Genomic DNA, 21,699 nt, shown 5'->3' on the forward strand with positions numbered 1-21,699 from the left:
TTGATTACTATGGCTTCCCAATCTACCCTGCCATCCCCTCCACCGCATTCCTCGGCAACTTCTTTAGGCAATCCCCTCAGCGTTGCGCCGATGATGGATCGCACCGATCGCCATTTTCGTTACTTCATGCGGCAAATCACCCGTCGGACGTTGCTGTATACCGAAATGGTGACGAGCCAGGCGATTCTGCACGGCGATCGAGCACACCTGCTGGGTTTTTCCCTGGAGGAAAAACCCTTGTCCCTGCAAGTCGGAGGGGATGTGCCGGCGGATCTGGCACTGTGCGCTCAGGTGGCAGAGGACATGGGCTACGACGAAATTAATTTAAATGTGGGCTGTCCCAGTAGTCGAGTGCAGGATGGCAACTTTGGAGCCTGCTTAATGGCCCAGCCCGATCGAGTCGCAGCCTGTATCGAGGCGATGATCAAAGCGACGGCTCTGCCTGTGACGGTCAAGCACCGGATTGGGATTGATGACCTCGATCGCTACGAGGACATGGTAAATTTTGTCAAAATTGTCTCCGAGGCAGGCTGTCAGCGGTTTACGGTTCACGCTCGCAAGGCCTGGCTTCAGGGCCTCAGCCCCAAGGAAAATCGGGATGTGCCGCCCCTGCGCTATGGAGATGTGCATCGGCTCAAGCAAGAATTTCCCCACTTGTTCATTGAAATCAATGGGGGTTTGACTACCCTGGAACAGATGCAGGAACAACTGCAATTTGTAGATGCCGTGATGGTTGGGCGAGCTGCCTATGATCACCCCTACCTCTTTGCCAGCGTCGATCGCGCCCTATACGGTGAAGACACACCGATTCCCAGTCGCCATGCCGTTACAGAAGCGATGCTGCCCTATATCGACTTCTGGATTGCTAAAGGCTTGAAGCTGAACAAAATCAGCCGCCATATGCTGCAACTGTTTTCGGGACAGCCCGGAAGCCGGATCTGGAAGCGAATTTTGACGGAGCGATCGTGTCAGTTGGGGGCGGGTTCCGAGGTGATTCGAGAAGCCCTGGCTCAGGTGCCAGACTCTTTAGAATGAGAGGATGACACGGGATCAGGAAAATGCTTATCCAACAAGGACGGAACTTCGTGGGAGCGAATCCGGCTATAGCGAGTTTTATCGGGCATCACCAGGTTGGGGCCCGCCTTGCACTGCTTCATGCAGCCCGTGGGTTTGATCGTGACTTGATCCGTCAAACCGCGATCGTCAATTTCCGTACGTAGTGCCTCAACCAACGCTCGGCCGCCCCGCTTGCAGCAATCCGACTTCTGGCACACCATAATCGCCGCTTTCTTAGCAGACTTCTCCGACTTCTCTGACTTCTGAGGGGCGATCGGCTTCACCTCAGAACCCGTCACCCTGGAGAACTGTTCAGTTGAACCGAAGGGCAATCCATCCACCGATCGAATTTGATCTGCTTTGAACTTCGTCGTTCCCTTCTTCAGGCAAAACTCACAGTATCCCAACACCTGAATCTGGGTTCCGGGTTGCAGGGTGCGATAGAGGGTAGACCGCAAGTCCTTGGGAATTTTGATGCAGTATTCCCCTGCATTCGTCGAGAGCCGCAGATACTTCAGCTTGTAGCCATCTTTAGCCGCAAAGCCCAGGAAGCAGCCATCGAGTGCAAATTCTGAAACCTGTTTGTACTTACTCATGGGGGGATATGAGGGGTGTGAGGGTGAACGGTGCGAATAGGGTTTTTGACTAATGGAAGAGTTTTATTCAGATTAAGATAACTAGCCTTAAAAAAAGGATCCTCTTGAACCTGAGCGACCTGTAGTTCTTGATGGGTTAACCAACATCATTAATGAACATCGACCCAATGTCAGGACAATGCCCAGCACCGCTCCAGCCAGTTCGCAAGTTGTGAACGGGAAGCGGTAATGTGGCGAGCAACGCTCCATAGCTGGATTGCTGCGATCGGATAATCGACTTCAACTTGCAAACGGCCATCGCTCAAACAAGTACAGGAAATGTCCAATTCCTGTAGTCGATGATGAACCTGCCAACGATCGCAACGGTCGATCGCCACGATCTGAGCGACTGGAGTGGAAGAGGGTACAGAGCTGAAAGAGGGATAATCCATAGGAGGGGTTCAGTCACCAACTAATTGCAAAAGTTTCCTGTTAATTTTCTACGAGAATGTAAAAGTTAGCTGTGATACAGAGCTTTTATTTGAGGGGATTTCCGAATAGGAAAATCTTTACTCATTGATCAGAATTTATCAACTTGCTTTATATCATGTGCCACCAAATCTCTTGAAGACACTATTTAAGTAGATACATCAGCCAGAACTCTGATTTCGTTATTGAGAATGATGTTCAATAATTACTGTAATCTACTCTAAAGCATAGAGTACCCGTTTGCAAACTTTTTCCATTAAAGGGACGTATAGATTTTAGGGTGGCACATGAAGGGATAGGCAAGGAGCGATCGGGCTGTAGCGCAGGCAGCTTGCCGCCCTGTCAGGTTATCCCCCTTCCGCCTCCTACCTTTACACCTTTCGCCCTTCGCCTGCTCAAATTACTGAATTTGCTTGTGTTCTACGCCGAACCCGACCAGATCAATGACAGAAGGGGGAGACTGATCCGTAGGGCGTTCATAGGTCACGATTGTTCTGAGGCGCAAATCAGGCTTGACAAACCGCATCTGGTCAACGGCGATCGATCGGCTGTAGTAAGTGGTCATTTCCAGGGTTTGGCGCGTTGCCTGGTAGGTGAAGCGTCCAGCAATCGCTCCAGACTCAGAGTAGCCTCGATCGCGCAGATAAAACCCTTGAATGATGTCTCTTGTCGGTTCGCTGGGAACCTGGGCAGCAGCGGGCAGGGGCATCGGAGGCAGGGTTGATTCGATCGTGACGTAGATATCCGGGATAAACAGGGCATTTAACTGCATCGCCACTTCTTCTCCGGTTTCCGATCGAGTCTCGAAGGAGATGGCAAAGCCTGGAGTATTGAGCGGTTCCTGAAATACCTGCTCAAGGGCGATCGTAATCCCAGAAAAAGCACTGTTTGCTCCCGGTGAACCTGACAAAATGCGTTGTTTTTCAGCTAAATCCAGAGTAGTTGCTTGAAACTCAGTGTAAGAACGTTCAACTTCTCCTTTAAGAACAGAATGATAGGTTCTTTCGGTTTTCCATCGTCCGGCACAGGCTGTAAAAAAGTCTTGAAAGTTCAACATCTGTGAGGGTCAATTCCAATCTGAAAACGGTTCCCCTTTTTTAAGGGGGATAGGGGGGATCTAAACGCCCTCATTATAATTTCTTACGAAAGGCAAATGTTCACACAACAGAATATTTGTGGGGCGGGGCGGTTAGCAGCAAGGGATTTTCCGATTGCTCCTACTTTCAAGCGATCGCCCGCCCATGGTCTACAGAAAGTTTTTGCAACGAACACTTAAGGATAAATGAGCCACTGCTATTGAGGGCTTTACAAGCTTCGAGCATAGGGTCATTGTTCTAAAAGATGAATTGGTAAAAGGCTCTTTTGGATTTCCGTTTTTTCCTTGAAACCCTTGCCAGACAAGGTTTTTAGCGGTTTCGGATTTCATTTGACCAATAAAATTTCTTTTCTTTGCCTAAGTAGGAATTCTCCAAATATTGGTGTTTAAATTTGCATCAGAATGCTTCCATCCCACTCAGCTTAAACTTTCTTAAGATTGCCCGAATTGCGATCGCAGTGTTCCTTGAGCAATCGTAAGTTTTTGGTTTAAAAGTTAAATGATTCAGGAATAATCCGTCGATTAGATATTGTCTCTCTAATATGGGAAAGGATCTAAATAGAGAAGTAGAGCGTCAGATGGATTTACTCCAAGAACAAGTGTCGGTTTTGAACGTTAAAGTTGACGCACTGCAACAAACTGTTGAGGAGTTGAAAAGTCAAACTGCGGTCATGTTGTCCGAAGTTCGATCGGCCCATAGCGATCGAACTCCAAATTCGTCCGTCGTTCAGCCAGGCCGGCATTTTCTCCATCACCGTGCCTTTGAAGAAGAGATGGAACATAAGGATGTTCTGTCTGATTTTTCTTACCTGGAATCTGAGTCTCACAGCGGTGAGCGGACTCTCTCTCCAGAAGTTCAGATTCAGCGTCTAACAGCTCAATTAACTGCTGCGTACAATCGCATCGCCGCCTTAGAAGAGCAATTACTTTCTAAGCGGATTCACTAACTCAACTCGGTTCGCTCTCCCCCACTTTCACCTGTTCGTACACCTCTGCCAATGTTTCAATGGCTTGTAGCAGTTGTCCTGAGTTCCATCCCTGGTATAGGTTGGCCGCGATCGCACAGCCCCCAGCCCCTACACCTTCCTTAACATAACCCTGCTCATAGGCACGAAGTTGACGATAGCGAGAAGGAGCGAAACTCAACGGTGCGGCCATCAGTGGGGTTTTTAGCAATTTTGCTAATCCGATCGTGTCTCCGGTTGGATCTTCTACAACCCAGCGTGTAGTGCCGACGACGATTTGCTCAGGGTTCCAGGGCAGATTGTGGCATTGCACCAGACGTTGAGCCAGGGCATAAACGGCCAACATTTGAGTTCCTCCTGCCAGCAAAACGCCACCCGAACGGCTGGCAGCGATCGCCATTCCGGCTACCACAATTTGCATTGGATCTCCAACGGCTGCTACCAGGTGAAGCGGAACGTGGGCGTAGGATGTCAGGTTGGGAACAATGGAGTGATGAGCGGTTTGAACTCCCGCGTCGATTGGCGATCGGCGATTCTGCCATTGATGGATATCCTGCTGGATCGCGTTCTTTAGCCCTGCCTGCACCACCTCCCACTTTTGCAGATGGTTGCATTTGGGATGACTACTATTGACCTTACCCGCTGCATCCCAACCTAGGCCTGTCAGCACCGCCAAAGCGGTTGTTGTCCCCCCCACTACGCATTCGGCAGGATGACGTATCCTCCAGCCGCTTTCTGTGCCAGTCGATCGCCCCACCGTAAACCCTGCTGAAATAAATGCTGGACAACGGACATATCCATTGCTTGACCAGAACGCAGGCACCGAGCTGGCATTCCACCCAGATCAACATGGGGAACGCTGGGAGGCTGAAGTAAACCGGCATTGAAAATGGCGATCGGAATTCTCTGTCCTGCCAATACTGCGCGACTGATGAACACGGGAGAAATGCCCGCATCTAACGGTGGGAGAGGATAGCGGGGCTGCGGAGTGGCTCCTTGATACAGATATTCCGCATCAGCCAGGGCCGTGTAGCGACGGTCTTCTGGTGTGGCTCCTGCCGCCGAAATTCCTGGAATTAATCCCGTCTCTGTAAAGCCCAAGACGCAGGCAAAGAGGGGGGCGCGTCCTCGATGCTGTTCTAACCAGGCCTGTCCCTGAACGATTTCTGTATAGACTCGAACCATTCGCTGTATGTAAAGTGCTTATTCTTCCTCTAACAACACTTTGACCCATTCTGGGGGTTCAGGAATGGAATTGCCCAGCCGATCGAGCAGGAGCCACGCCGCCAGGTGAACGGTGAAGATATAGACTACATCGCTCAACAGAATGGCTCCAACCGTGACAATCTGTACTGTTGCGAGGTTCGTTTGCCCCAGAACTTCTATGCCTAACCAGCCCCAATCGACCAGTCTACCCAGTCCCCATTGCAAGAAGTCAGTAATCCGGCTAGTGAGATAAGTCCACAGATCTTCTCCCAGAAAAATCGAGACGATCCAGATGCGAAAGAAAAATCCAAATGTGCTGAGTAAAGTCCCTGCCAAAATGGAGGGAAACCAGGGCGATCGACGGTTCCACATTGCACCCAACTGCACACCCAATAAGCCGTAGGGGATACAGAACAGCAGGCTCAGATAGGGGCCCATCAGTACCGAGAGCAGTAAGCCCGTCACCACAGCCGCCATCCACGAGGCTCGATTTCCCCATCGTAGGTAGACGAGGGCGATCGGCAGAGGAAACAGAATCCGCATCCAGGGGCCAATGTTGAGGTAATAGCTGACTAACCACAATAACCCCGTTGTGCTGGCTAAAAAGGCGGTCTCTACCATCACCAGGGCAGGTGTTCCTGTCCGTTTGCCTGGATTAGCGGGATGGGATGAATCAGTGGTTGGCTCCGGCATACTCAGGCTAGCCTCTACTGCCGCTAATTCTTCTGCCAGGTCTGCGCCACTCAGATCCTCTGCATTTTGACGAGGGCCAGATGCCGAGTTATTTGCGCCCGGATTTTTCCGATTGGGATCAGCTTGTCTGCCCTCGAACGAATCACTCATGCCAGATAGTACGTTTTATCGCTGATCTACTTTATCGCTATATTCAGGCGATCAACATCAACATTCGGGGATTCTAGAGGTTTACAGGTAGGCAAGATGCCTGCGCTAAGGATCGTGGATTAAATAACCTGTGCAGTGATTCTGCCTCATTGACTGGGCGGGCAAGACTTCGGCTTGAGCTCAGACGTTCGGCGAAGCTCAGTCGAGCCGTCGAAACGCTGCCCACCCCACAAGAATTCTAGATTATTAAATTCGCATTCCTAAGGGAATTTTAGATCTGGGCGCGTTGGACGATGCCAATAAAGCAATCTTCCAGGGTAAAGGGGACGGGACGGAGGGACTGAAGTTCTAATCGATCGCCATTGGGCTGGGTATAGGACTGGAATAGGCGTTTGATTTTGGGAATGTCGTTGTCTGGATCGTCTACGACCACATGGAGCCGATCGCCAAAAATGGAAACGCGCCAGGGTGACATCTGGGTTTTGAGGAGATCGGATGCCGCTTGAGGAGAATTGATCCCCATCTCAAGCAATTGCCCAGGCTGTTCGGCTTTGATTTGACTGGGGGAACCCTGGGCCACCACCTCGCCAGCCACCATAAAGCCCAGACAATTACAGTGTTCTGCCTCCTCCAGGTAGTGGGTCGTCACCAAAACCGCCGTTCCCTGACGGGCGAAGGCTTCAATCAACCGCCAAAACTGCCGTCGTGCCAGCGGATCCACCCCAGAAGTGGGTTCATCCAGAAACAAAATTTCGGGTTCATGCATCACCGATGCCCCAAACGCGACCCGCTGCTTCCAGCCCCCCGGCAATTTTCCCGTCAGTAGATTCTCTTGATCGGTCAATCCACAGGTGGCCAACACCCATTCAATCTTCTGTCGTCGCTGCGATCGAGGTACACCATACACCCCGCAGTAAAACTCCAGATTTTGCCGTACCGACAGGTCATCATACAGGGTAAACTTCTGGCTCATGTAACCAATCCGCTGGCGCAGGGCAGGGTCGCGCAAATCCTGCGATCGTCCAGCCAGGACAATCTCACCCCCACTCGGTTCTAGCAAACCACAGAGCATCTTAATTGTGGTCGTTTTCCCAGCTCCATTGGCCCCCAGCAATCCATAAATTTCGCCATAGTTTATGTTCAAGGTGACGTTGCTAACTGCTTTGAAGGAGCCGAAGGTTTTGTAGAGCTGGCGGGTTTGGATGGCGGGAGGGAGGGAGTAGGGGCGATTTGCAAATCGCCCGTACAAGGGTGAGGAGTGGGGGAAGGGGAGGAAGGGGGGTTCAGCTCCTTGTTGGCGGAGATGGGTGACAAACACATTTTCCAACGTCGCCTCTGCCCGTTGTAATTCTTTGAGATCCAGGTGATGCGCCTGAAACCGATCGCGGACTTCGGCCTCCCCCGCTTCACAGGACGACACCAAAATATCCAGCCGATCGCCAAAGCTCTGCACATCCACAATGCTGGAGCGATCGGAACTGGTGCGATTAGAACTGGTGCGATTAGAACTGGTGCGATTAGAACTGGTGCGATTAGAACTGGTGCGATCGAAATCAGCCGTCTGACCACCCGAACTCCCACGCCCCCCGCCTACCATCGGCACATCCACCCCCACCTTCTGACTCCCGCCTCCTGACTCCCGTACGGGCGATTCGCGTTCGCGCAGCGTCTCCAAAGGAGTTATCGCCCCTACTCCTCTCTCCTCTCTCCTCCCTCCACTCTTTCCTCCCTCCTCTCTCCTCCCTTCCACCAACACCCTCTCCGCCTCCGCCAGCCGATCGGTTCTCACCTCCAAACGCTGTAATCCCAGATTTCGCCGCAGTTCGGGTAATGTGCCCGTTTGTTGAATCTCTCCTTCATACATCAGGGCAATCCGGTTACAGCGTTCTGCTTCATCCAGGTAGGGGGTGGCAACGACGATCGTGACTCCCTGATGGGCTAGAGTCGCCAAAATATCCCAAAATTCTCGTCGGGAAACGGGATCAACGCCGGTCGTCGGTTCATCCAGCAACAGCACCTCTGGTTCAGCAATCAGGGCACAGCAGAGGGCCAGCTTTTGCTTCATCCCACCCGAAAGCTGCCCCGCCAACCGCTCGCCAAACGGATCCAGATTCATCAGCTTCAGGTATCGATCGCGCCGTTCAGCCAGGCGGTGGAGTGGAACCTGCCGCAATCCCGCACTATAGCGGATATTTTCATCAATGCTTAAGTCCAGATACAGAGAAAATTGCTGAGACAAATAACCAATTCCCAACCGGGCATCCCTCGGTCGTCGTCCCAAAACCGTAATTTTCCCGTCACTGGACTCCATCACCCCCGCCAAAATTTGAAACGTCGTTGTTTTTCCCGCCCCATCTGGGCCAATCAAGCCAAAAATTTCGCCCCGCTGCACTTCAAAGCGAATCCCCCGAACCGCCGAAACCTTACCATAGCGTTTGTGAAGATTCTCAACCTGAACGATCGCCAACTCCCTCTTCCCTCCTGACTCCTGTACGGGCGATTCACAAATCTCCCACTCCCCACTCCTCACTCCTGTACGGGCGATTCACAAATCGCCCCTACTCCCCACTCCCCACTCCTGTAGGGGCGATTCGCGTTCGCGCAGCGTCTCCAAAGGAGTTATCGCCCCTACTCCTCACTCCTCACTCCTCACTCCTCACTCCTCACTCCCCAAAACAATCTCCCCATCCGCAGGCATCCCCGGTTTCGCAAACCCGGCTGGATTCTCGATCGCCAGCCGCACGCCAAACACCTGCTGTACCCGATCTTCCCGGAAGTAGATATTCTCAGGGGTAAAGGAAGCCTCAGCATCGATCGCGGTAACGCTGGCGGCAAGGGGGCGATCGGGGTCAGAATCGAGATAAACCCTGGCAGCCTGACCCACCCGAACTCTGCCGATCTCTCCGGCGGGAATGAAGCCTCGCAGGTAAACGGTATCCAGATCTAAGACGGACAGTAATGTTCTCCCTGGACTGACGACCACGCCTGGCTCAACCGTTCGTACCGTCACCACTCCAGCGATCGGGCTGGTAATGGTCAGATTATTGAATTGGGACTGGATGCGCTGGCGATCGGCTGCGGCATTGGAGACTTCAGCCTGGGCGGCCGCCAGTTGGGTCTGGGCTTGCTCTCGCTGGGTGTTGAGGCGATCGAGCTGGGTCAGGGTAATGTCGGGGTTGAGGCGGGTGGTTTGGGATTGGGTCAAAATCCCTGTGGCAGCCGTGACGCGACGTTGGGCAGCTTCTACTGTGGCAATCCGGCTGGTGAGTAAAGCCTGGGCGGTTTGCAGGGTGGCTTCAGCCTGGTCTAACTGCTGCTGTGCGATGGCTCCATCCTGAACCAGTTGGGCAAAGCGATCGCGTTCCACCTGAGCCAGATTCAATTGAGCTTCCGCTTCAGTCACCTGGGCTTCCGCCTGACGGAGTTGGGCTTCGGCGGCGGCAACTTCTGCTTCTGCCTGGGCAACCCGACCACTGGTGTCTCCTTCCGACTGCTGGAGGCGAAATTGGGTTTCTGCAATCTGACTTTCTACCACGGAAAGTTGTAGACGGGCATTTTCAGCTTGCTGACGGGCGGCCTGAAGTCGGGCTTCCGCACCATCTACCTGGGCTTGAATTTCTGCATCATCCAGCCGCGCCAAAATTTGTCCCACCTGAACCGATGCCCCTTCCCGGACGGTGACTTCTTCGATTCGTCCCGCCACTTTAGTTCCAATCTCGGTTTCATAGCCTTCAATGCGACCGCTCAACATTAATTCAGTCGCCGGAGAGCGGGGGGATAGTTGCCAGATCGCTAACCCACCGGCAATCAGCACGATTCCAGGAATCAGGAGCAACGCTTTTCGAGGCATTCGTCCTCGCTTGAAGGATCCCCTGGGTTGAGCTTGAGGTTCAGAGACAGACTGCGCCATATGGTTTCCCCTGACTGCGCGCTTGAGTAGAGAACTGATATCAGCTATGCCACGAGTCATCAAAATGTCACCAGTAATCAAACTAGACCGTCTAGTATGATTTGTATAATTATCCTAGATCGAAGTACTCCCTTCGATCAAGCTCCACTGGTAATTGTTTACAGGAACGACAAGGTGAAGACATCCAGCCAAGCAGCATCCAGCCAAGAAATATCCAGCCAAGAACCCATCGCTCATCCCTCGAACGCCAAGCGAGAGCAAATTTTGCAGGGGGCAATGCAGGTGTTCCTGGAACAGGGCTATGCCAACACCAGCATGGATCGGGTGGCAGCGGCGGCGGGGGTATCCAAGCAAACGATCTACAGCCACTTTCAAGATAAAGAAGGTTTATTCACGGCTCTGATTCAGCGGGTAACGATCGAGCGAATTCAGCCAGAGTTGAGGGCTGATGTGTTGCAGGGTGAACCAGAAGTCGTGCTGCGGCGGTTGGCAAATGTGTATTTTGACCAATTAACCAGTGCCGAATATCTGGCTCTGATTCGGGTGGTGATTGCAGAGTCGAATCGGTTTCCTGAGTTAGCCCAACTCTATACACGAACTGTGATTCAACGCGGACGACAAATTCTCAGCGATTTCTTTCGATCGCATCCTGAGCTGGAAATTGCCGATCCAGAGGCAACGGCCCACATCTTTTTTGGATCCTTAGTTTCGTTTTTAATCTCGCAGGAAATTTTGTATGGTAAGCAAATTATGCCGCTGGCTCCCGAACAGTTGATTGATACCCTGGTGCCGATGGTGTTGAATCGTGGGTCACACTATTAAATAGTGGCAACCAGTCAAGAAATAGTGACAACCAGTCAAGTCAGCCGCGAGGAGCAACCCGACGATGACACGCCCCCCAATTTTGCAACCCGGACAGAGCTACACCTTTCGCTAATATAATGATGACCTGGCGCGAGGCTTTACCCAACTGGGGGCAGAGTTAGTTGCTTTGGATCAGTGGTCAAACACAGAGCAATCGATCCTCTATGGAGCCGTCACTACGGGTGATATCTGGAAGTTTGGACAACTTCACCGCTCCGAAAAACGCATTGTCCAGGATCTCAACCTCTACCGAGTCCCCGCTGACTTCGAGGATCTGATGCGAATTCTGGTGGCGATCCTGGCATAACTTCCAGAGGAATGCCGAAAAATAACGATCCCGTGGGGCAAACTGCTGTACGCTCTTACAATCGTTCCTGACTCCCGACTCCCGACTCCCGACTCCCGACTCCCGACTCCTGATTCCCCAGACAATTTCCGCTGAGGAGATGATTACCTCCCCGATCGCCATCCACATCCAGCCGTCGCAACCGGAGCCGATTTTCCTCCAATAGTCTGCGGTTTGCCGCTAGCAGATCGGCAATTAGCCCAAACATCCAGAGTTGAAAGCCGATCAGCACTAAGACTGCGGCCAGGATCAGGCTGGGGCCCGCGATCGCAGGGGATCGACGAACCAGAAGAGGAACAGCCACCGGACTCCCAGCAAGGTGCCCAGGAAGAAGGGAATGCTGCCCAACAGTGCGAAGAACCGCAACGGCTTATACAGCATGAAAATCCGCAGAATCGTGAAGGCGGACTTGAAAACATAGGAAGGAATGCTTTTAACCAGGCGCGATCGGCGGAGGTTTGGGTTAGTGCGAATGGGAACGGAAACCACCGTCATGCCCTTTTGCCCTGCCTGGATAATCGTTTCCAGGGTGTAGGTGTAATTGTTGAAGACGTTCAACTGCATGGCCGCTTCCCGACTGAAGGCCCGAAAGCCGCTGGGTGCATCAGGAATATTGGTATTACTGGCCAGCCGTACCATCGAGCTACCAAAGTTTTGCAAGACTTTCTTCAGGGTAGAAAAATGGCGCGTTTTCCAGATGGGCCTGGCTCCCACCACCATTTCTGCCTGCCCTAGCAAAATTGGTTGGATCAGGGTTGGAATATCGGCGGCGCAGTACTGATTATCCGCATCAGTGTTAACAATAATATCGGCTCCGGCCTTGAGGCTGGCCTCTAACCCGGCCATGAACCCTTTGGCCAACCCCTGATTCGTCGCAAAGTGGACAATGTGATCGACCCCATACGCCTTGGCCACTTCAACCGTTCGATCGCGGCTGCCATCGTTAATGATCAACCATTCCACCTGATCTATACCAGGAAGATGCCGAGGTAATTCGGAAAGGGTCATCCCCAGAGTGTTTTCCTCGTTATAGCAAGGGATTTGGATAATCAGTTTTGTCATAGTGACACAATGGTGCGTAAGGGCAGAGCATAAGCCAGATTTTTACCACAAAGTTGCCCTAGATCCAAGCCCACATTATCCTGAATCTGCCCTGGAGTGACTGAAAAAGACATTATCTGGGCTAAGGCTTCAGACTATCTACGTCGTTAGAATCCAGGGAATTGCCCCCTGTATGGTTTTTGGTTCTGTGACAAACGTTCCTCTGAGTACGATCGGGCTAAATCAGCAGATCTATCAACAGCTCAAGCTGTCGTTAGGTTTAAATTTGCGTCGCCAAATTTTTATTGCTGTTTGTGATGATCTGAACTTGCGCGATCGACTGGCGGTACAACTGCAAAACGAAATTGGTCAGTCGGCAAACCATTCCCCAGGTCAATCCTACCCTCGCCTGGTGAGTCTCCAACTCAGTTTGGATGACCCGAACCCATTGATGCAAATTGCTCAGTGGTTGACTCAATTTCCGCCTCCCTATGCTGAAGGGCAACGGCTGCCCATGCCTGCGTTTCAAATTGTGGGCGTAGAGCATCTCACCCGGCAATCTCCAGCCGTTCAACGACTGTTCTTTACCCATTTACAAACGATCGAGCGGAATCTGCCCCTTCTGGATTTCAGCTTGCTGATCTGGATGACGCAGCCCTGGTTCCACGCAATCTCTCACTCGGCTCCAGAGTTTTGGCGATGCCGAACGGGAGTTTTTGAGTTTGCAGGTGATCCAACTCCAGCGATCGTCACCCTGCCGGAACGGTTTCAAACGAAGATATCTAGCAATGGGTCTGGAAATAGTTCTGGAAATGGGTCTGGAAAGGACTTTGAAAACAGACCTGAAAACGGCGTAACCCAAAAGGGTACATCGGGAGATGCAGCTCATCGACGCTTTTCAGAACAGCCTCAGGCAGGGGGGAATGGCACCAGTTCAGTCCAGAAGGGAGAAGCAGATCTTTCATTCCATGAGCTGCATGAACTGACTGAGCAGGCGATCGATCTTTCCCTGGCTGACTTGCTGCTGGAAGACTCTGCCCTGGAAGACTCTGCCCAGACCGACTTCACACTGACTGACTCCACGCTGACCCCCTTCACACTGACTGATTTCATACCCATTGATTCTGCAACGACGGATTCTAGACTCGCTGACTTTACCTTTGCCGAGCCCGCCTCTGCCCCCGTTGATCCATCCCTTGAACCAACATTAGATCCAGCCACAGAAGCTCTGATTGATGAGAATCCCTGGATGCTGCTGGAGGATGAATTGGAGCAGCTTTATGAACCAGAGCAGCCCTCGATCGCGGCAAATTCAGCTTTAACTTCAGCCGGTTCGCTGGTAGATCATCGCGCAGATGAATTAGAGGATGAACGACAGACTGAGGATGGAAAGGCGAGGGAGTTCCAGGCTGAGGATCGAGCAGCTTTCAATCAGGCTCAGCAGGAAAGTCTGATCCATGCCTCCGAAGCAGCGGTGCCGATCGCCCCGATCGCCATCCATCTCCCCGATGCGCTCTCCCATCAGCCTCAGATTCAGCTCCTCCTGCAACAGATTGAACGCCTGCATGAACAGCAGGCCGCTGCTCCAGTTTTGGGTGAAGCCTATCGTGCGCTGGGCAACTTTTTCCGCGATCGAATTGAGCAAGGAGAAGCCACACCGCAGAATTTAATCGTTGCGATTCAGGTGTATGAACAAACCCTGCTGCTCTTGCCTGAGCCTTCGCCACTCTGCGTCGATGTGCTGAATGATCTGGGGAATTTGTACTGGATGCTGTCGCGCACTTTGCCTGGTTCTACCGAAGCATTGGCTTGTCTGCAACAGGGTGTTCAGTCCTACCAGAAAGCTTTAACACGCATTGACCCGGCCAACAAGGCGCAGACTTACCCGATGGTGCAAAACAATCTGGGGGCAGCCTATGCCGATCTGGCCCGGTATCAAGAGCCAGTGGACAACCTGGAGCGATCGGTGCAGTCCTATCAGCAGGCTTTACGCTATCGCAAACCCGAAACTGATCCGTCGCGCTATGCTTCCACCCAAAATAACCTGGGAACAACCTACTGGAATCTGGCTCAACACAAAGAGCCTACAACTAATCTCAAACAGGCGATCGTGGCTTACTCAGAAGCTTTGCGCTACTACAGCCCCGATCAGGAGCCGATGAACTATGCCATGATTCAAAACAACCTGGGAACCGCTTACTGGAATATGTCCCAGCATGAGCGACCCCAGAATTGGTTGAAGCTGGCTGTTGCTGCCTATACCGCTGCCCTTCAATACCGCACGATGGCCACAGCTCCCTCTGCCTATGCGGCTACGCAAAACAATCTGGGAACCGCTTACTGGCATATTGCGAACCAAACGGAAGACCTGGCGGAGTTAAATGAGTGTTTGTCCCAGGCGATCGTAGCCTACGAAGCCGCTTTACAGGCAGCCGAAACGCTCCAACAGCAACAGCCTGATGTACCGCTGGTTTTGAACTTCGATCGGTTTGCCACGCACAATAACCTGGGAATTGCCCACTATCAGGTAGCTACCGAGTCAGTCGATGCCCTGGATACGACTGCTCAGGCTCAGCACCTCCAGGCAGCCCTCTACCATCATGTTCAGGCGGAGCAAGGTTGGCAGGGTAGGGAGAATCTACGACAGACCGCCGTGAGTTGCATTATTCAAACCGTGCGAACGACGTATCATCTGTTGGGAATGGCTGGACAGAATGAGGCATTGTCAGGTATCCCAGGGCACTTGCTATCGGAAGTCTTACCGAAACTATAAAGGCATGACCGGCTGATTGCGATCGGTTCTTAATCTACGCCCAACACTTCTCTACTCTTCCTGAGTTGCTGATAAAGTTGATGAATTTGCTCATACGCTGCATCGGCAGTTATTTTTCCGCCCGCTTGTAACCCACAGATCATTTCTACCCGTCTTGCAAACTCCTGGAGACTGGTGTTGAAAATAACATGTGCCGGGACAAATTCATCTCGACAGTGGTTATGAAGGTACAGAAGACGGTCTTTATTAACTTGATCAAAGCCATTCATAAAAGTCTTCCAGAATCCACATTCTATCCGCCGATTGTAGCCTTGATGAATCTGTTCCCTCTCTAGCTTAAGACAGAATGCTAATCTAAAAATTGGGCGATCGCTTCAATCAGTGAATCGAAATCAATGGGCTTAGGAAAAAAAGCTTGAGCACCGGATTGTATCACTTTTTGCTGTGTTGAGGCACGAACATCACCCGAACAAATAATGATGGGCATTGACGAATTAACGGTGCGGACTCTTTCCAGTAGATCAAGTCCTTTACCATCTCTCAAGAAATGGTCAAATAAGCACAAATCAAACGTTTTTTGCTCAATCAATTGCACAGCCACCGTGAACGATCGAGCCGACTCTACTTCATATCCTTCTTCCGTCAAAATTAGATGAAACAACAGACAATCATCCTCAGAATCATCAACACATAGGATCCTTTTTTTCTTAAAGGCGCTCATTAATGTACCTGATACCTTTACATCGTCACGACCTCTCGACAACGTAACTTAACTGGCTCAATGGACAAAACTCAGTTCGATGTCGAACAAAGGAACGCAAATGCAAAATTCTAATGAAGACAAAGCTTTAGAAAATTTTATTCTGGCATCGTTACCGCCATCCGAGTACGCGTGGTTGCGGCCAAAGCTGAGGGAAGTGGAATTGCCACAGGGAAAAATTCTCTGTCGTGCCAGGGATCCCGTTCCGGCTGTATATTTTCCCATCTCTTGTCTGCTGTCCTGGACAAATTCGACTGAGATGGGTGAGGTGGTTGAGGTGGGAATTACAGGCAATGAAGGTCTAACCGGCATGATCTTGCTGCTGGATGAAAACCTTTCACCCTGGCAAGTTGAAGTTCAACTACCGGGTAGAGCCTTTGAGTTATCAGTCAATGACTTTATCGCTGCGCTGGATCGATCGCCAACCCTACGGCAAAGAGTGACCGCGTTTGCCTACCTGAAGCTATTGCAAATCAACCAGTCTGCCCTGTGTAATCGTTTCCATAGTATAGAAGAACGACTGTGCCGTTGGTTATTGGCTGCCCAGGATTACAGTCAGACCTCAGAGTTTTCACTGACGCGAGGGATTTTGGCAGAGATGATTGGAGCAGGTCGTCCTAGCGTCAGCCTTGCCACAGGGACTTTGCAAACAGCCGGATTAATTCATGCCAAACGAGGACACATTACCATCCTCGATCGGGAAGGCATGGAGGATACAGCTTGTGAGTGTTATCAGATTGTCAGGGAAGCGTACGATCGATATCGGGCAAAGAAGATCAGGCTTGATTAAGACGATTCATCGAATCAGTCTTGCTGGTGCTGCAAATCTGCCACCAACGTTCTAACGGCCCAGGCGATCGCTTCCCCTGCGGCTTCTCCACTGACACCAAATTCATCCCGCAGATGCTTCCAAGTTTCCGCCGTCACAAGATGTCCAATCACCGCCTGGGCGGCCTGAGCTGCCTCTGGGCTGAGGGTATCCATCACTGGACTGAGGGCTGCAACGATCGCCTGTCGTCTTTTCTGTCGGAGTCGTGAGCGCACATTCTGCCCTAACTCTGAGAGCAACAAAGCTTTAATGATTGTGGCTTGCTGTTCAAACCGGGGAAACGCTAGCTTGGCTAACTCAGCAACCTCATCGGGTGTGGACGGATAGGGTAGATCTCCAAGTTGTTGATCGACCCATTCTCCCAGAGCTTCCAGAATGGCTTCCCGGTTCGGAAAGTAGCGATAAATGGTGCGAGCCGCGACCCCGGCCCGTTTGGCCGCATCGGCGATGGAAAAGTCCTGTAACCCATCTGAGACAAGCTGTTCGGCGAGGGCTTCCAGAATGAGTTGCCGAGTTGCTTCGGACTGCTTTTGGCGGAGAGAACTACGGTATGGGCGGGTTGCAGTTCCCGAATCAGTAGACGCATCGGTGATATTTTTCATGTCATACATTTTGATCTCATGACATTTATTGTGACTTAAATGTTGCAGTTTTTTGGAGTTCCAGGCATGGTTTTGTTGGGGGAATGGGCGGGCAGGATGCCCACCCCACAAGAGAGTTGAGGGATTAGGCGGGCAGGATGCCCACCCCACAAGAGAGTTGGGGGATTAGGCGGGCAGCATATCTACTCCACCAGAAGAACTCTGGATGCTTTAATTCCTCTGCTCAAGCCATTGGAGTTGCCAGAACAAGTTGTTCCCAGTTCTGTGGTGTGGAGAAAGCCGTGTACTGAGCTGCCATTCTGGGAGTCAGCAATTCTAGAAGAACCGTGTTTTCAACCCAAAATTCCACCACCTGAAAGAATGGCCCCCGATCGCCGACAAAACATTGCCATCCCTCTCGTGCTGCAATCTGCTGAATTTGTTCCAGTTCTAAAGGAACCGAAATTGCTGCATGGGTGGCAGTGTAGCGAGTTACAGCCTGTCCCGATTTGAGATCAGGCAGTTCAGGATTACCAGGAACGATTTCATAGCCTAGTGGGTAAACTTCGATCACGGTTCCGTGGTCATCGCCTGCAAAAGCAATGTAGCTATTGGGATAAAAGGGAAACGGTAAAGCCTGACTTTGCCAGAGTTCTGCTAAGACCTCAGCAACCTGTTTGGGATTTTCAGCCGCGATCGACATGTGATGTAGCATGAGCCAATTTCCTTGAAGCGAATGGGAAAATTATTTCGTATTCATGTCATAGATGCTGACATAAATGCAAATACAGTGTCAATAATATTACTGGATTGTTACAATGGCTACGCTGTCCTCTGTCCTATCCCCCTGAAGTCACCGTAGTAGAAGCGAGGTAGAAGCGAGCGTGAATTGAGCAACCGTAAAGCGGGCATCTTGCCCGCGCAGGCTGGAAGCCTGCACTACGAAAGGTGGGCGTATTGCTGCCGAGGTCTAGTAGTCAAACGCACCGATCGCAGTACACTGAATATGACTGCGTGGGATGGAGTAAACGGCATGGCACTCTGGTTAGGATATGGCTTGATGGTATTGCTGGTTGCGTATTTGTTGGGGGCAACACCGACAGGATATTGGGCAGGCAAGATTCTTAAGGGCATTGACATCCGAGAGCATGGTTCCAGATCCACAGGCGCGACGAATGTACTGCGGACACTGGGAAAAGTTCCGGCGTTGGTGGTGCTGCTGGTGGATATTTTTAAGGGAGTTGCTGCCGTTGGGTTGGCTCGCTGGTTTTATACCCTGCCTGCGATCGCCAATGCCGTTCCAGAAGGCGTGAATTTGCAAACCTGGACGGATTGGATCGTCACCCTGGCAGGATTACTCGCCATTTTGGGTCACAGCCGATCGATCTGGATTAATTTTACGGGGGGCAAATCGGCTGCGACGGGATTGGGGGTGCTCTGCGCCATGGCCTGGCAGGTGGGGCTGGGAACCGCTCTGGTCTTTGGGTTGGTGCTGGCAACGTTTCGGATTGTTTCCCTTAGCTCCATTGCGGCGGCCGTCGCTGCGATCGCGCTGATGGGGATTTTCCAGCAACCACTGGCATATCAACTGATGGTGATCGCGGGAGGGCTGTATGTGATCTGGCGACATCAGGCAAATATTCAGCGGTTACTGGCGGGAACTGAACCGAAAATTGGGCAGAAACATCAGGAGTCGGAACCCGCGAATTAACGAATTCGCCTTCAGGACAGGTAGGTATAGCGGCTGAGACTGCGCTCATAGTTTTGCAGCAATAGTTGCGATTCCTGAAGGGTAATTTGTTTCTCCTGCAGGGCCTGCTCTGAGCGTCGTCGAATATTTTCGATTAAATCCTCAGAATCATATTGCACATATCCCAGAACTTCTGTCATCGTATCTCCCTTCACCACGTGCTCAATCTGATAGCCCTTGGGAGAGAGCTTGATGTGAACTGCGTTGGTGTCACCAAACAAATTGTGCAGGTTGCCCATGATTTCCTGGTACGCGCCGTTGAGGAACATCGCCAGGTAGTAGGGTTCGTGGGTAGCCGGGGAGCTTGATTCCTGCTGACGCAGGGGATGGAGTTCCAGGACAGATTTGACATCCCGGAGGTCAATGAACTGATGGATTTTGCCGTCGCTGTCACAGGTCAGGTCAGCCAGAGTGGCCCGATGGGTCGGTTCCTCATCCAGGCGGTGAATGGGCATAATCGGGAAAAGTTGATCGATCGCCCAACTGTCGGGAGCGGATTGAAACACAGAGAGATTGACATAGTAAATGGAAGCCATGATTTTCTCCAGGTCTTCCAGATCGTCCGGCACATACTCCTGCTGACGGGCAATGCTGAGAATTTTGTGACAACATGACCAGTAAAGCCGCTCTGCGGTAGCGCGATCGGTCAGGCTGAGGTAGCCAAACCCAAACATGCTGACGGCTTCTTCCTTGAACTGGGTTGCGTCGTGATAGGCTTCCTGGTAATTCTCTACTGTAATGGATTGGTAAGTTTCGTGGAGGTTGCGAATCACTAAGGGGGTTTTGTCCTCTGGCGGAGGTGGGTTGTCGGTAATGACATCACTCGTTCCCAGTACGTCAAAGACCAGTACCGATTGGTGAGAAGCGATCGCCCGTCCACTTTCGCTGACCAGGGTAGGAACTGGGACTTCCCGCTCATGGCAAATGTCCCGCACCTGCGCCACTACATCGTTTGCATAGTTTTGCATACTGTAGTTTTTGGACGCATAGAAGTTGGTCTTGGATCCGTCATAATCTACCCCTAAGCCGCCGCCCACATCCAGATATTGCATATTGGCTCCCAGCTTAGACAATTCCACATAAATCTGGCTGGCTTCCCGGATGGCATCTTTGATCACACTAATCGCCGAAATTTGGGAACCGACATGGAAATGCAGCAGTTGCAGTGCGTTCAACATTTTTGCGTCCCGCAGCTTTTCAACGGACTGGAGGATTTCCGGGATCGTTAAACCAAACTTAGCCCGATCGCCTGCCGAGGTTCCCCATCGCCCAATCCCTTTGGCACTCAGCTTGGCCCGTACACCCAGAATTGGCTCAACTTGCAGCTTACGGCTGGCTTCAATCACCAGATCGACTTCCTCAAACTGCTCCAATACAATGATGGGTGTATGCCCCAGCCGCCGCGCCAGCATCGCGGTTTCAATATATTCCCGATCTTTGTAGCCGTTGCAGATCAGTAATGCTCCAGGAGTGTCCAGCGTTGCCAGGGCAATTAGCAATTCTGGCTTAGACCCTGCTTCCAAGCCAAACTGATGGGGTTTACCAAACCGCACCAGATCTTCAATCAAGTGTCGCTGCTGATTGCACTTGACCGGGAAAACCCCCCGATAGCTTCCGGCATAGCTATAACGAGCGATCGCTTTGGCAAAGCAGGCATTCAGCCGTTCAATCCGGTCTTCTAGAATATCTGAGAAGCGAATCAGCAACGGCAATCCCACATTCCTCAGCTTCAGCGCATTGACCAATTCGTACAAATCGAGCGATCCCCCCCGATCGCCTTTAGGAGAAACCGTCACATGACCAGCTGCATTGATGGAAAAATATGGCTCTCCCCAGCCTTTAATGCGATACAGTTCCTCGCTGTCTTCAATCGTCCAGGGGGTTTTGGCAGAGGTTTCATTGGGAAGCGACTGAGGCGATCGCTCGGTAGATGAATGGGATGCTGAGGGGGTGTCGTGAGCATTGGCTTGGTTTGATTCAAACGCGATCGATTGTCTTTTCCCCATGCTGGCTCCTTATCTTGAATCAAGGGTGTAATTGTTGATTGAATAGGCTGATGGTTTGTAAAACAATACAGCTCAATTGCGAATCAGTCTGCCAGTCTAGCGTATTCCTTCTCCTACTGTACGTGATGGAGCAAACGCTGCCCAGAATTGCCGCGATCGCAATTCTGCGCTTCTAAAGTGGTAAGTGGTCACCCGTCTGTTGCTTGAACCAGTCCTGATCCAAGTCCTAAAACCATCCAAGTCCCAAAACCTACCCCTGAAGCACGATCGCGCCACTCAGTAGGATCAAAGACCCACCCAGCAGCGTTGACCATTGCATGGGTGCTTCCTGGTAGAGCACGGCTGCAACCACGTAGCTCGCTGCCAGGGAAAAACTATAGGCCAATGTATTATAGTGCTACGCACTGAGATTAGGAAGGTAAAAGCCCCGCGCTGCGGGGCTTTTACCTCTAAATTTGTCCTAACTACTGTGACTACAGCTATAAACAGGGGAACTGGAACTGTTTTCAAAAGTTGTTCCATGGTTGCATCAGGGCTCACTGCTGTGCACCCCTGGCGGGTATTTCAGTGCATCTCGACCGGGTGCTCCAGGGATAGTGTTGGCGTAGA

The 21,699-nt window shown here is 51.6% G+C and carries 19 protein-coding genes and 2 pseudogenes; 7 read left to right on the forward strand and 14 right to left on the reverse strand.

Going from position 1 to position 21,699, the window contains the following annotated elements:
* The first annotated feature begins 9 nt into the window (after nucleotides 1-9).
* Nucleotides 10-1,035 (forward strand): tRNA dihydrouridine(20/20a) synthase DusA, encoded by a 1,026-nt coding sequence (dusA, locus tag ACM1PF_RS17840; protein ID WP_416665833.1) that lies wholly within the window; start codon nucleotides 10-12, stop codon nucleotides 1,033-1,035.
* On the opposite strand, the gene ACM1PF_RS17845 is transcribed toward dusA, so the two are convergent.
* From ACM1PF_RS17845 to ACM1PF_RS17855, 3 genes are all read right to left on the reverse strand, one after another.
* Nucleotides 1,011-1,652, reverse strand: a complete 642-nt coding sequence (locus tag ACM1PF_RS17845; protein WP_416665836.1) for a (2Fe-2S) ferredoxin domain-containing protein — start codon at nucleotides 1,650-1,652, stop codon at nucleotides 1,011-1,013. The genes dusA and ACM1PF_RS17845 overlap by 25 nt on opposite strands.
* A gap of 170 nt (nucleotides 1,653-1,822) precedes the next feature.
* A complete protein-coding gene (locus ACM1PF_RS17850) occupies nucleotides 1,823-2,083 on the reverse strand; it encodes an Asr1405/Asl0597 family protein (protein ID WP_416665839.1) in 261 nt (86 codons plus the stop codon).
* A gap of 437 nt (nucleotides 2,084-2,520) precedes the next feature.
* Complete coding sequence (locus tag ACM1PF_RS17855; RefSeq protein ID WP_416665841.1) at nucleotides 2,521-3,177, reverse strand: phycobiliprotein lyase; 657 nt, start codon at nucleotides 3,175-3,177, stop codon at nucleotides 2,521-2,523.
* Nucleotides 3,178-3,758: 581 nt separating this feature from the next.
* Between ACM1PF_RS17855 and ACM1PF_RS17860 the strand changes: the two genes are divergently transcribed.
* Entirely contained in the window at nucleotides 3,759-4,163 is a 405-nt protein-coding gene (locus tag ACM1PF_RS17860) for a hypothetical protein (RefSeq protein ID WP_416665843.1), read from the forward strand.
* Nucleotide 4,164: 1 nt separating this feature from the next.
* Here the strand turns inward: ACM1PF_RS17860 and ACM1PF_RS17865 are convergent.
* From ACM1PF_RS17865 to ACM1PF_RS17880, 4 genes and pseudogenes are all read right to left on the reverse strand, one after another.
* Nucleotides 4,165-5,366: pseudogene (locus ACM1PF_RS17865) on the reverse strand (nicotinate-nucleotide--dimethylbenzimidazole phosphoribosyltransferase).
* Between the two features lie 18 nt (nucleotides 5,367-5,384).
* On the reverse strand, nucleotides 5,385-6,230 hold the full coding sequence (locus ACM1PF_RS17870) for a DUF2232 domain-containing protein (RefSeq protein ID WP_416665846.1): 846 nt from the start codon (nucleotides 6,228-6,230) through the stop codon (nucleotides 5,385-5,387).
* A 271-nt stretch (nucleotides 6,231-6,501) separates the two neighbouring features.
* On the reverse strand, nucleotides 6,502-8,697 hold the full coding sequence (locus ACM1PF_RS17875) for an ATP-binding cassette domain-containing protein (RefSeq protein ID WP_416665849.1): 2,196 nt from the start codon (nucleotides 8,695-8,697) through the stop codon (nucleotides 6,502-6,504).
* A gap of 189 nt (nucleotides 8,698-8,886) precedes the next feature.
* Nucleotides 8,887-10,140 carry an HlyD family secretion protein gene (locus ACM1PF_RS17880; protein WP_416665851.1) on the reverse strand — a complete coding sequence of 418 codons (1,254 nt, stop codon included), beginning with the start codon at nucleotides 10,138-10,140 and terminating at the stop codon, nucleotides 8,887-8,889.
* Nucleotides 10,141-10,314: 174 nt separating this feature from the next.
* On the opposite strand from ACM1PF_RS17880, the gene ACM1PF_RS17885 reads away from it, so the two are divergent.
* A complete protein-coding gene (locus ACM1PF_RS17885) occupies nucleotides 10,315-10,962 on the forward strand; it encodes a TetR/AcrR family transcriptional regulator (RefSeq protein WP_416665853.1) in 648 nt (215 codons plus the stop codon).
* Nucleotides 10,963-11,131: 169 nt separating this feature from the next.
* On the forward strand, nucleotides 11,132-11,311 hold the full coding sequence (locus tag ACM1PF_RS17890) for a hypothetical protein (protein ID WP_416665855.1): 180 nt from the start codon (nucleotides 11,132-11,134) through the stop codon (nucleotides 11,309-11,311).
* Nucleotides 11,312-11,366: 55 nt separating this feature from the next.
* On the opposite strand, the pseudogene ACM1PF_RS17895 reads toward ACM1PF_RS17890, so the two are convergent.
* A pseudogene (locus ACM1PF_RS17895) lies at nucleotides 11,367-12,412 on the reverse strand (glycosyltransferase family 2 protein).
* 187 nt (nucleotides 12,413-12,599) lie between these two features.
* Between ACM1PF_RS17895 and ACM1PF_RS17900 the strand changes: the two are divergent.
* Entirely contained in the window at nucleotides 12,600-15,164 is a 2,565-nt protein-coding gene (locus ACM1PF_RS17900; protein ID WP_416665857.1) for a tetratricopeptide repeat protein, read from the forward strand.
* Nucleotides 15,165-15,193: 29 nt separating this feature from the next.
* Here ACM1PF_RS17900 and ACM1PF_RS17905 read toward each other — a convergent pair whose 3' ends face one another.
* Together ACM1PF_RS17905 and ACM1PF_RS17910 are read right to left on the reverse strand one after the other, a co-directional pair.
* Nucleotides 15,194-15,433 carry a DUF7219 family protein gene (locus tag ACM1PF_RS17905; RefSeq protein WP_416665860.1) on the reverse strand — a complete coding sequence of 80 codons (240 nt, stop codon included), beginning with the start codon at nucleotides 15,431-15,433 and terminating at the stop codon, nucleotides 15,194-15,196.
* A gap of 80 nt (nucleotides 15,434-15,513) precedes the next feature.
* A complete protein-coding gene (locus ACM1PF_RS17910; protein ID WP_416676709.1) occupies nucleotides 15,514-15,885 on the reverse strand; it encodes a response regulator in 372 nt (123 codons plus the stop codon).
* Nucleotides 15,886-15,985: 100 nt separating this feature from the next.
* On the opposite strand from ACM1PF_RS17910, the gene ACM1PF_RS17915 reads away from it, so the two are divergent.
* Entirely contained in the window at nucleotides 15,986-16,714 is a 729-nt protein-coding gene (locus ACM1PF_RS17915; protein ID WP_416665863.1) for a Crp/Fnr family transcriptional regulator, read from the forward strand.
* Nucleotides 16,715-16,728: 14 nt separating this feature from the next.
* Here the strand turns inward: ACM1PF_RS17915 and ACM1PF_RS17920 are convergent, their stop codons facing one another.
* Complete coding sequence (locus tag ACM1PF_RS17920; RefSeq protein ID WP_416665865.1) at nucleotides 16,729-17,364, reverse strand: TetR/AcrR family transcriptional regulator; 636 nt, start codon at nucleotides 17,362-17,364, stop codon at nucleotides 16,729-16,731.
* 214 nt (nucleotides 17,365-17,578) lie between these two features.
* Nucleotides 17,579-18,049 (reverse strand): hypothetical protein, encoded by a 471-nt coding sequence (locus ACM1PF_RS17925; RefSeq protein ID WP_416665868.1) that lies wholly within the window; start codon nucleotides 18,047-18,049, stop codon nucleotides 17,579-17,581.
* A gap of 318 nt (nucleotides 18,050-18,367) precedes the next feature.
* Between ACM1PF_RS17925 and plsY the strand changes: the two genes are divergently transcribed.
* Complete coding sequence (gene plsY / locus ACM1PF_RS17930; RefSeq protein WP_416676711.1) at nucleotides 18,368-19,045, forward strand: glycerol-3-phosphate 1-O-acyltransferase PlsY; 678 nt, start codon at nucleotides 18,368-18,370, stop codon at nucleotides 19,043-19,045.
* A gap of 11 nt (nucleotides 19,046-19,056) precedes the next feature.
* Here plsY and speA read toward each other — a convergent pair whose 3' ends face one another.
* Both speA and ACM1PF_RS17940 read right to left on the reverse strand, forming a co-directional pair.
* Nucleotides 19,057-21,090 carry a biosynthetic arginine decarboxylase gene (speA, locus tag ACM1PF_RS17935; RefSeq protein WP_416665871.1) on the reverse strand — a complete coding sequence of 678 codons (2,034 nt, stop codon included), beginning with the start codon at nucleotides 21,088-21,090 and terminating at the stop codon, nucleotides 19,057-19,059.
* 250 nt (nucleotides 21,091-21,340) lie between these two features.
* The gene (locus ACM1PF_RS17940) at nucleotides 21,341-21,475 is read right to left on the reverse strand and encodes a hypothetical protein (RefSeq protein WP_416665874.1); all 135 of its coding nucleotides are present in this window, start codon (nucleotides 21,473-21,475) and stop codon (nucleotides 21,341-21,343) included.
* Between the last annotated feature and the right edge of the window lie 224 nt (nucleotides 21,476-21,699).

Origin of the sequence: Egbenema bharatensis FJBBOT/2019 (genome assembly GCF_048077055.1) — a bacterium.
GTDB classification, from domain to species: domain Bacteria; phylum Cyanobacteriota; class Cyanobacteriia; order Elainellales; family Elainellaceae; genus Egbenema; species Egbenema bharatensis.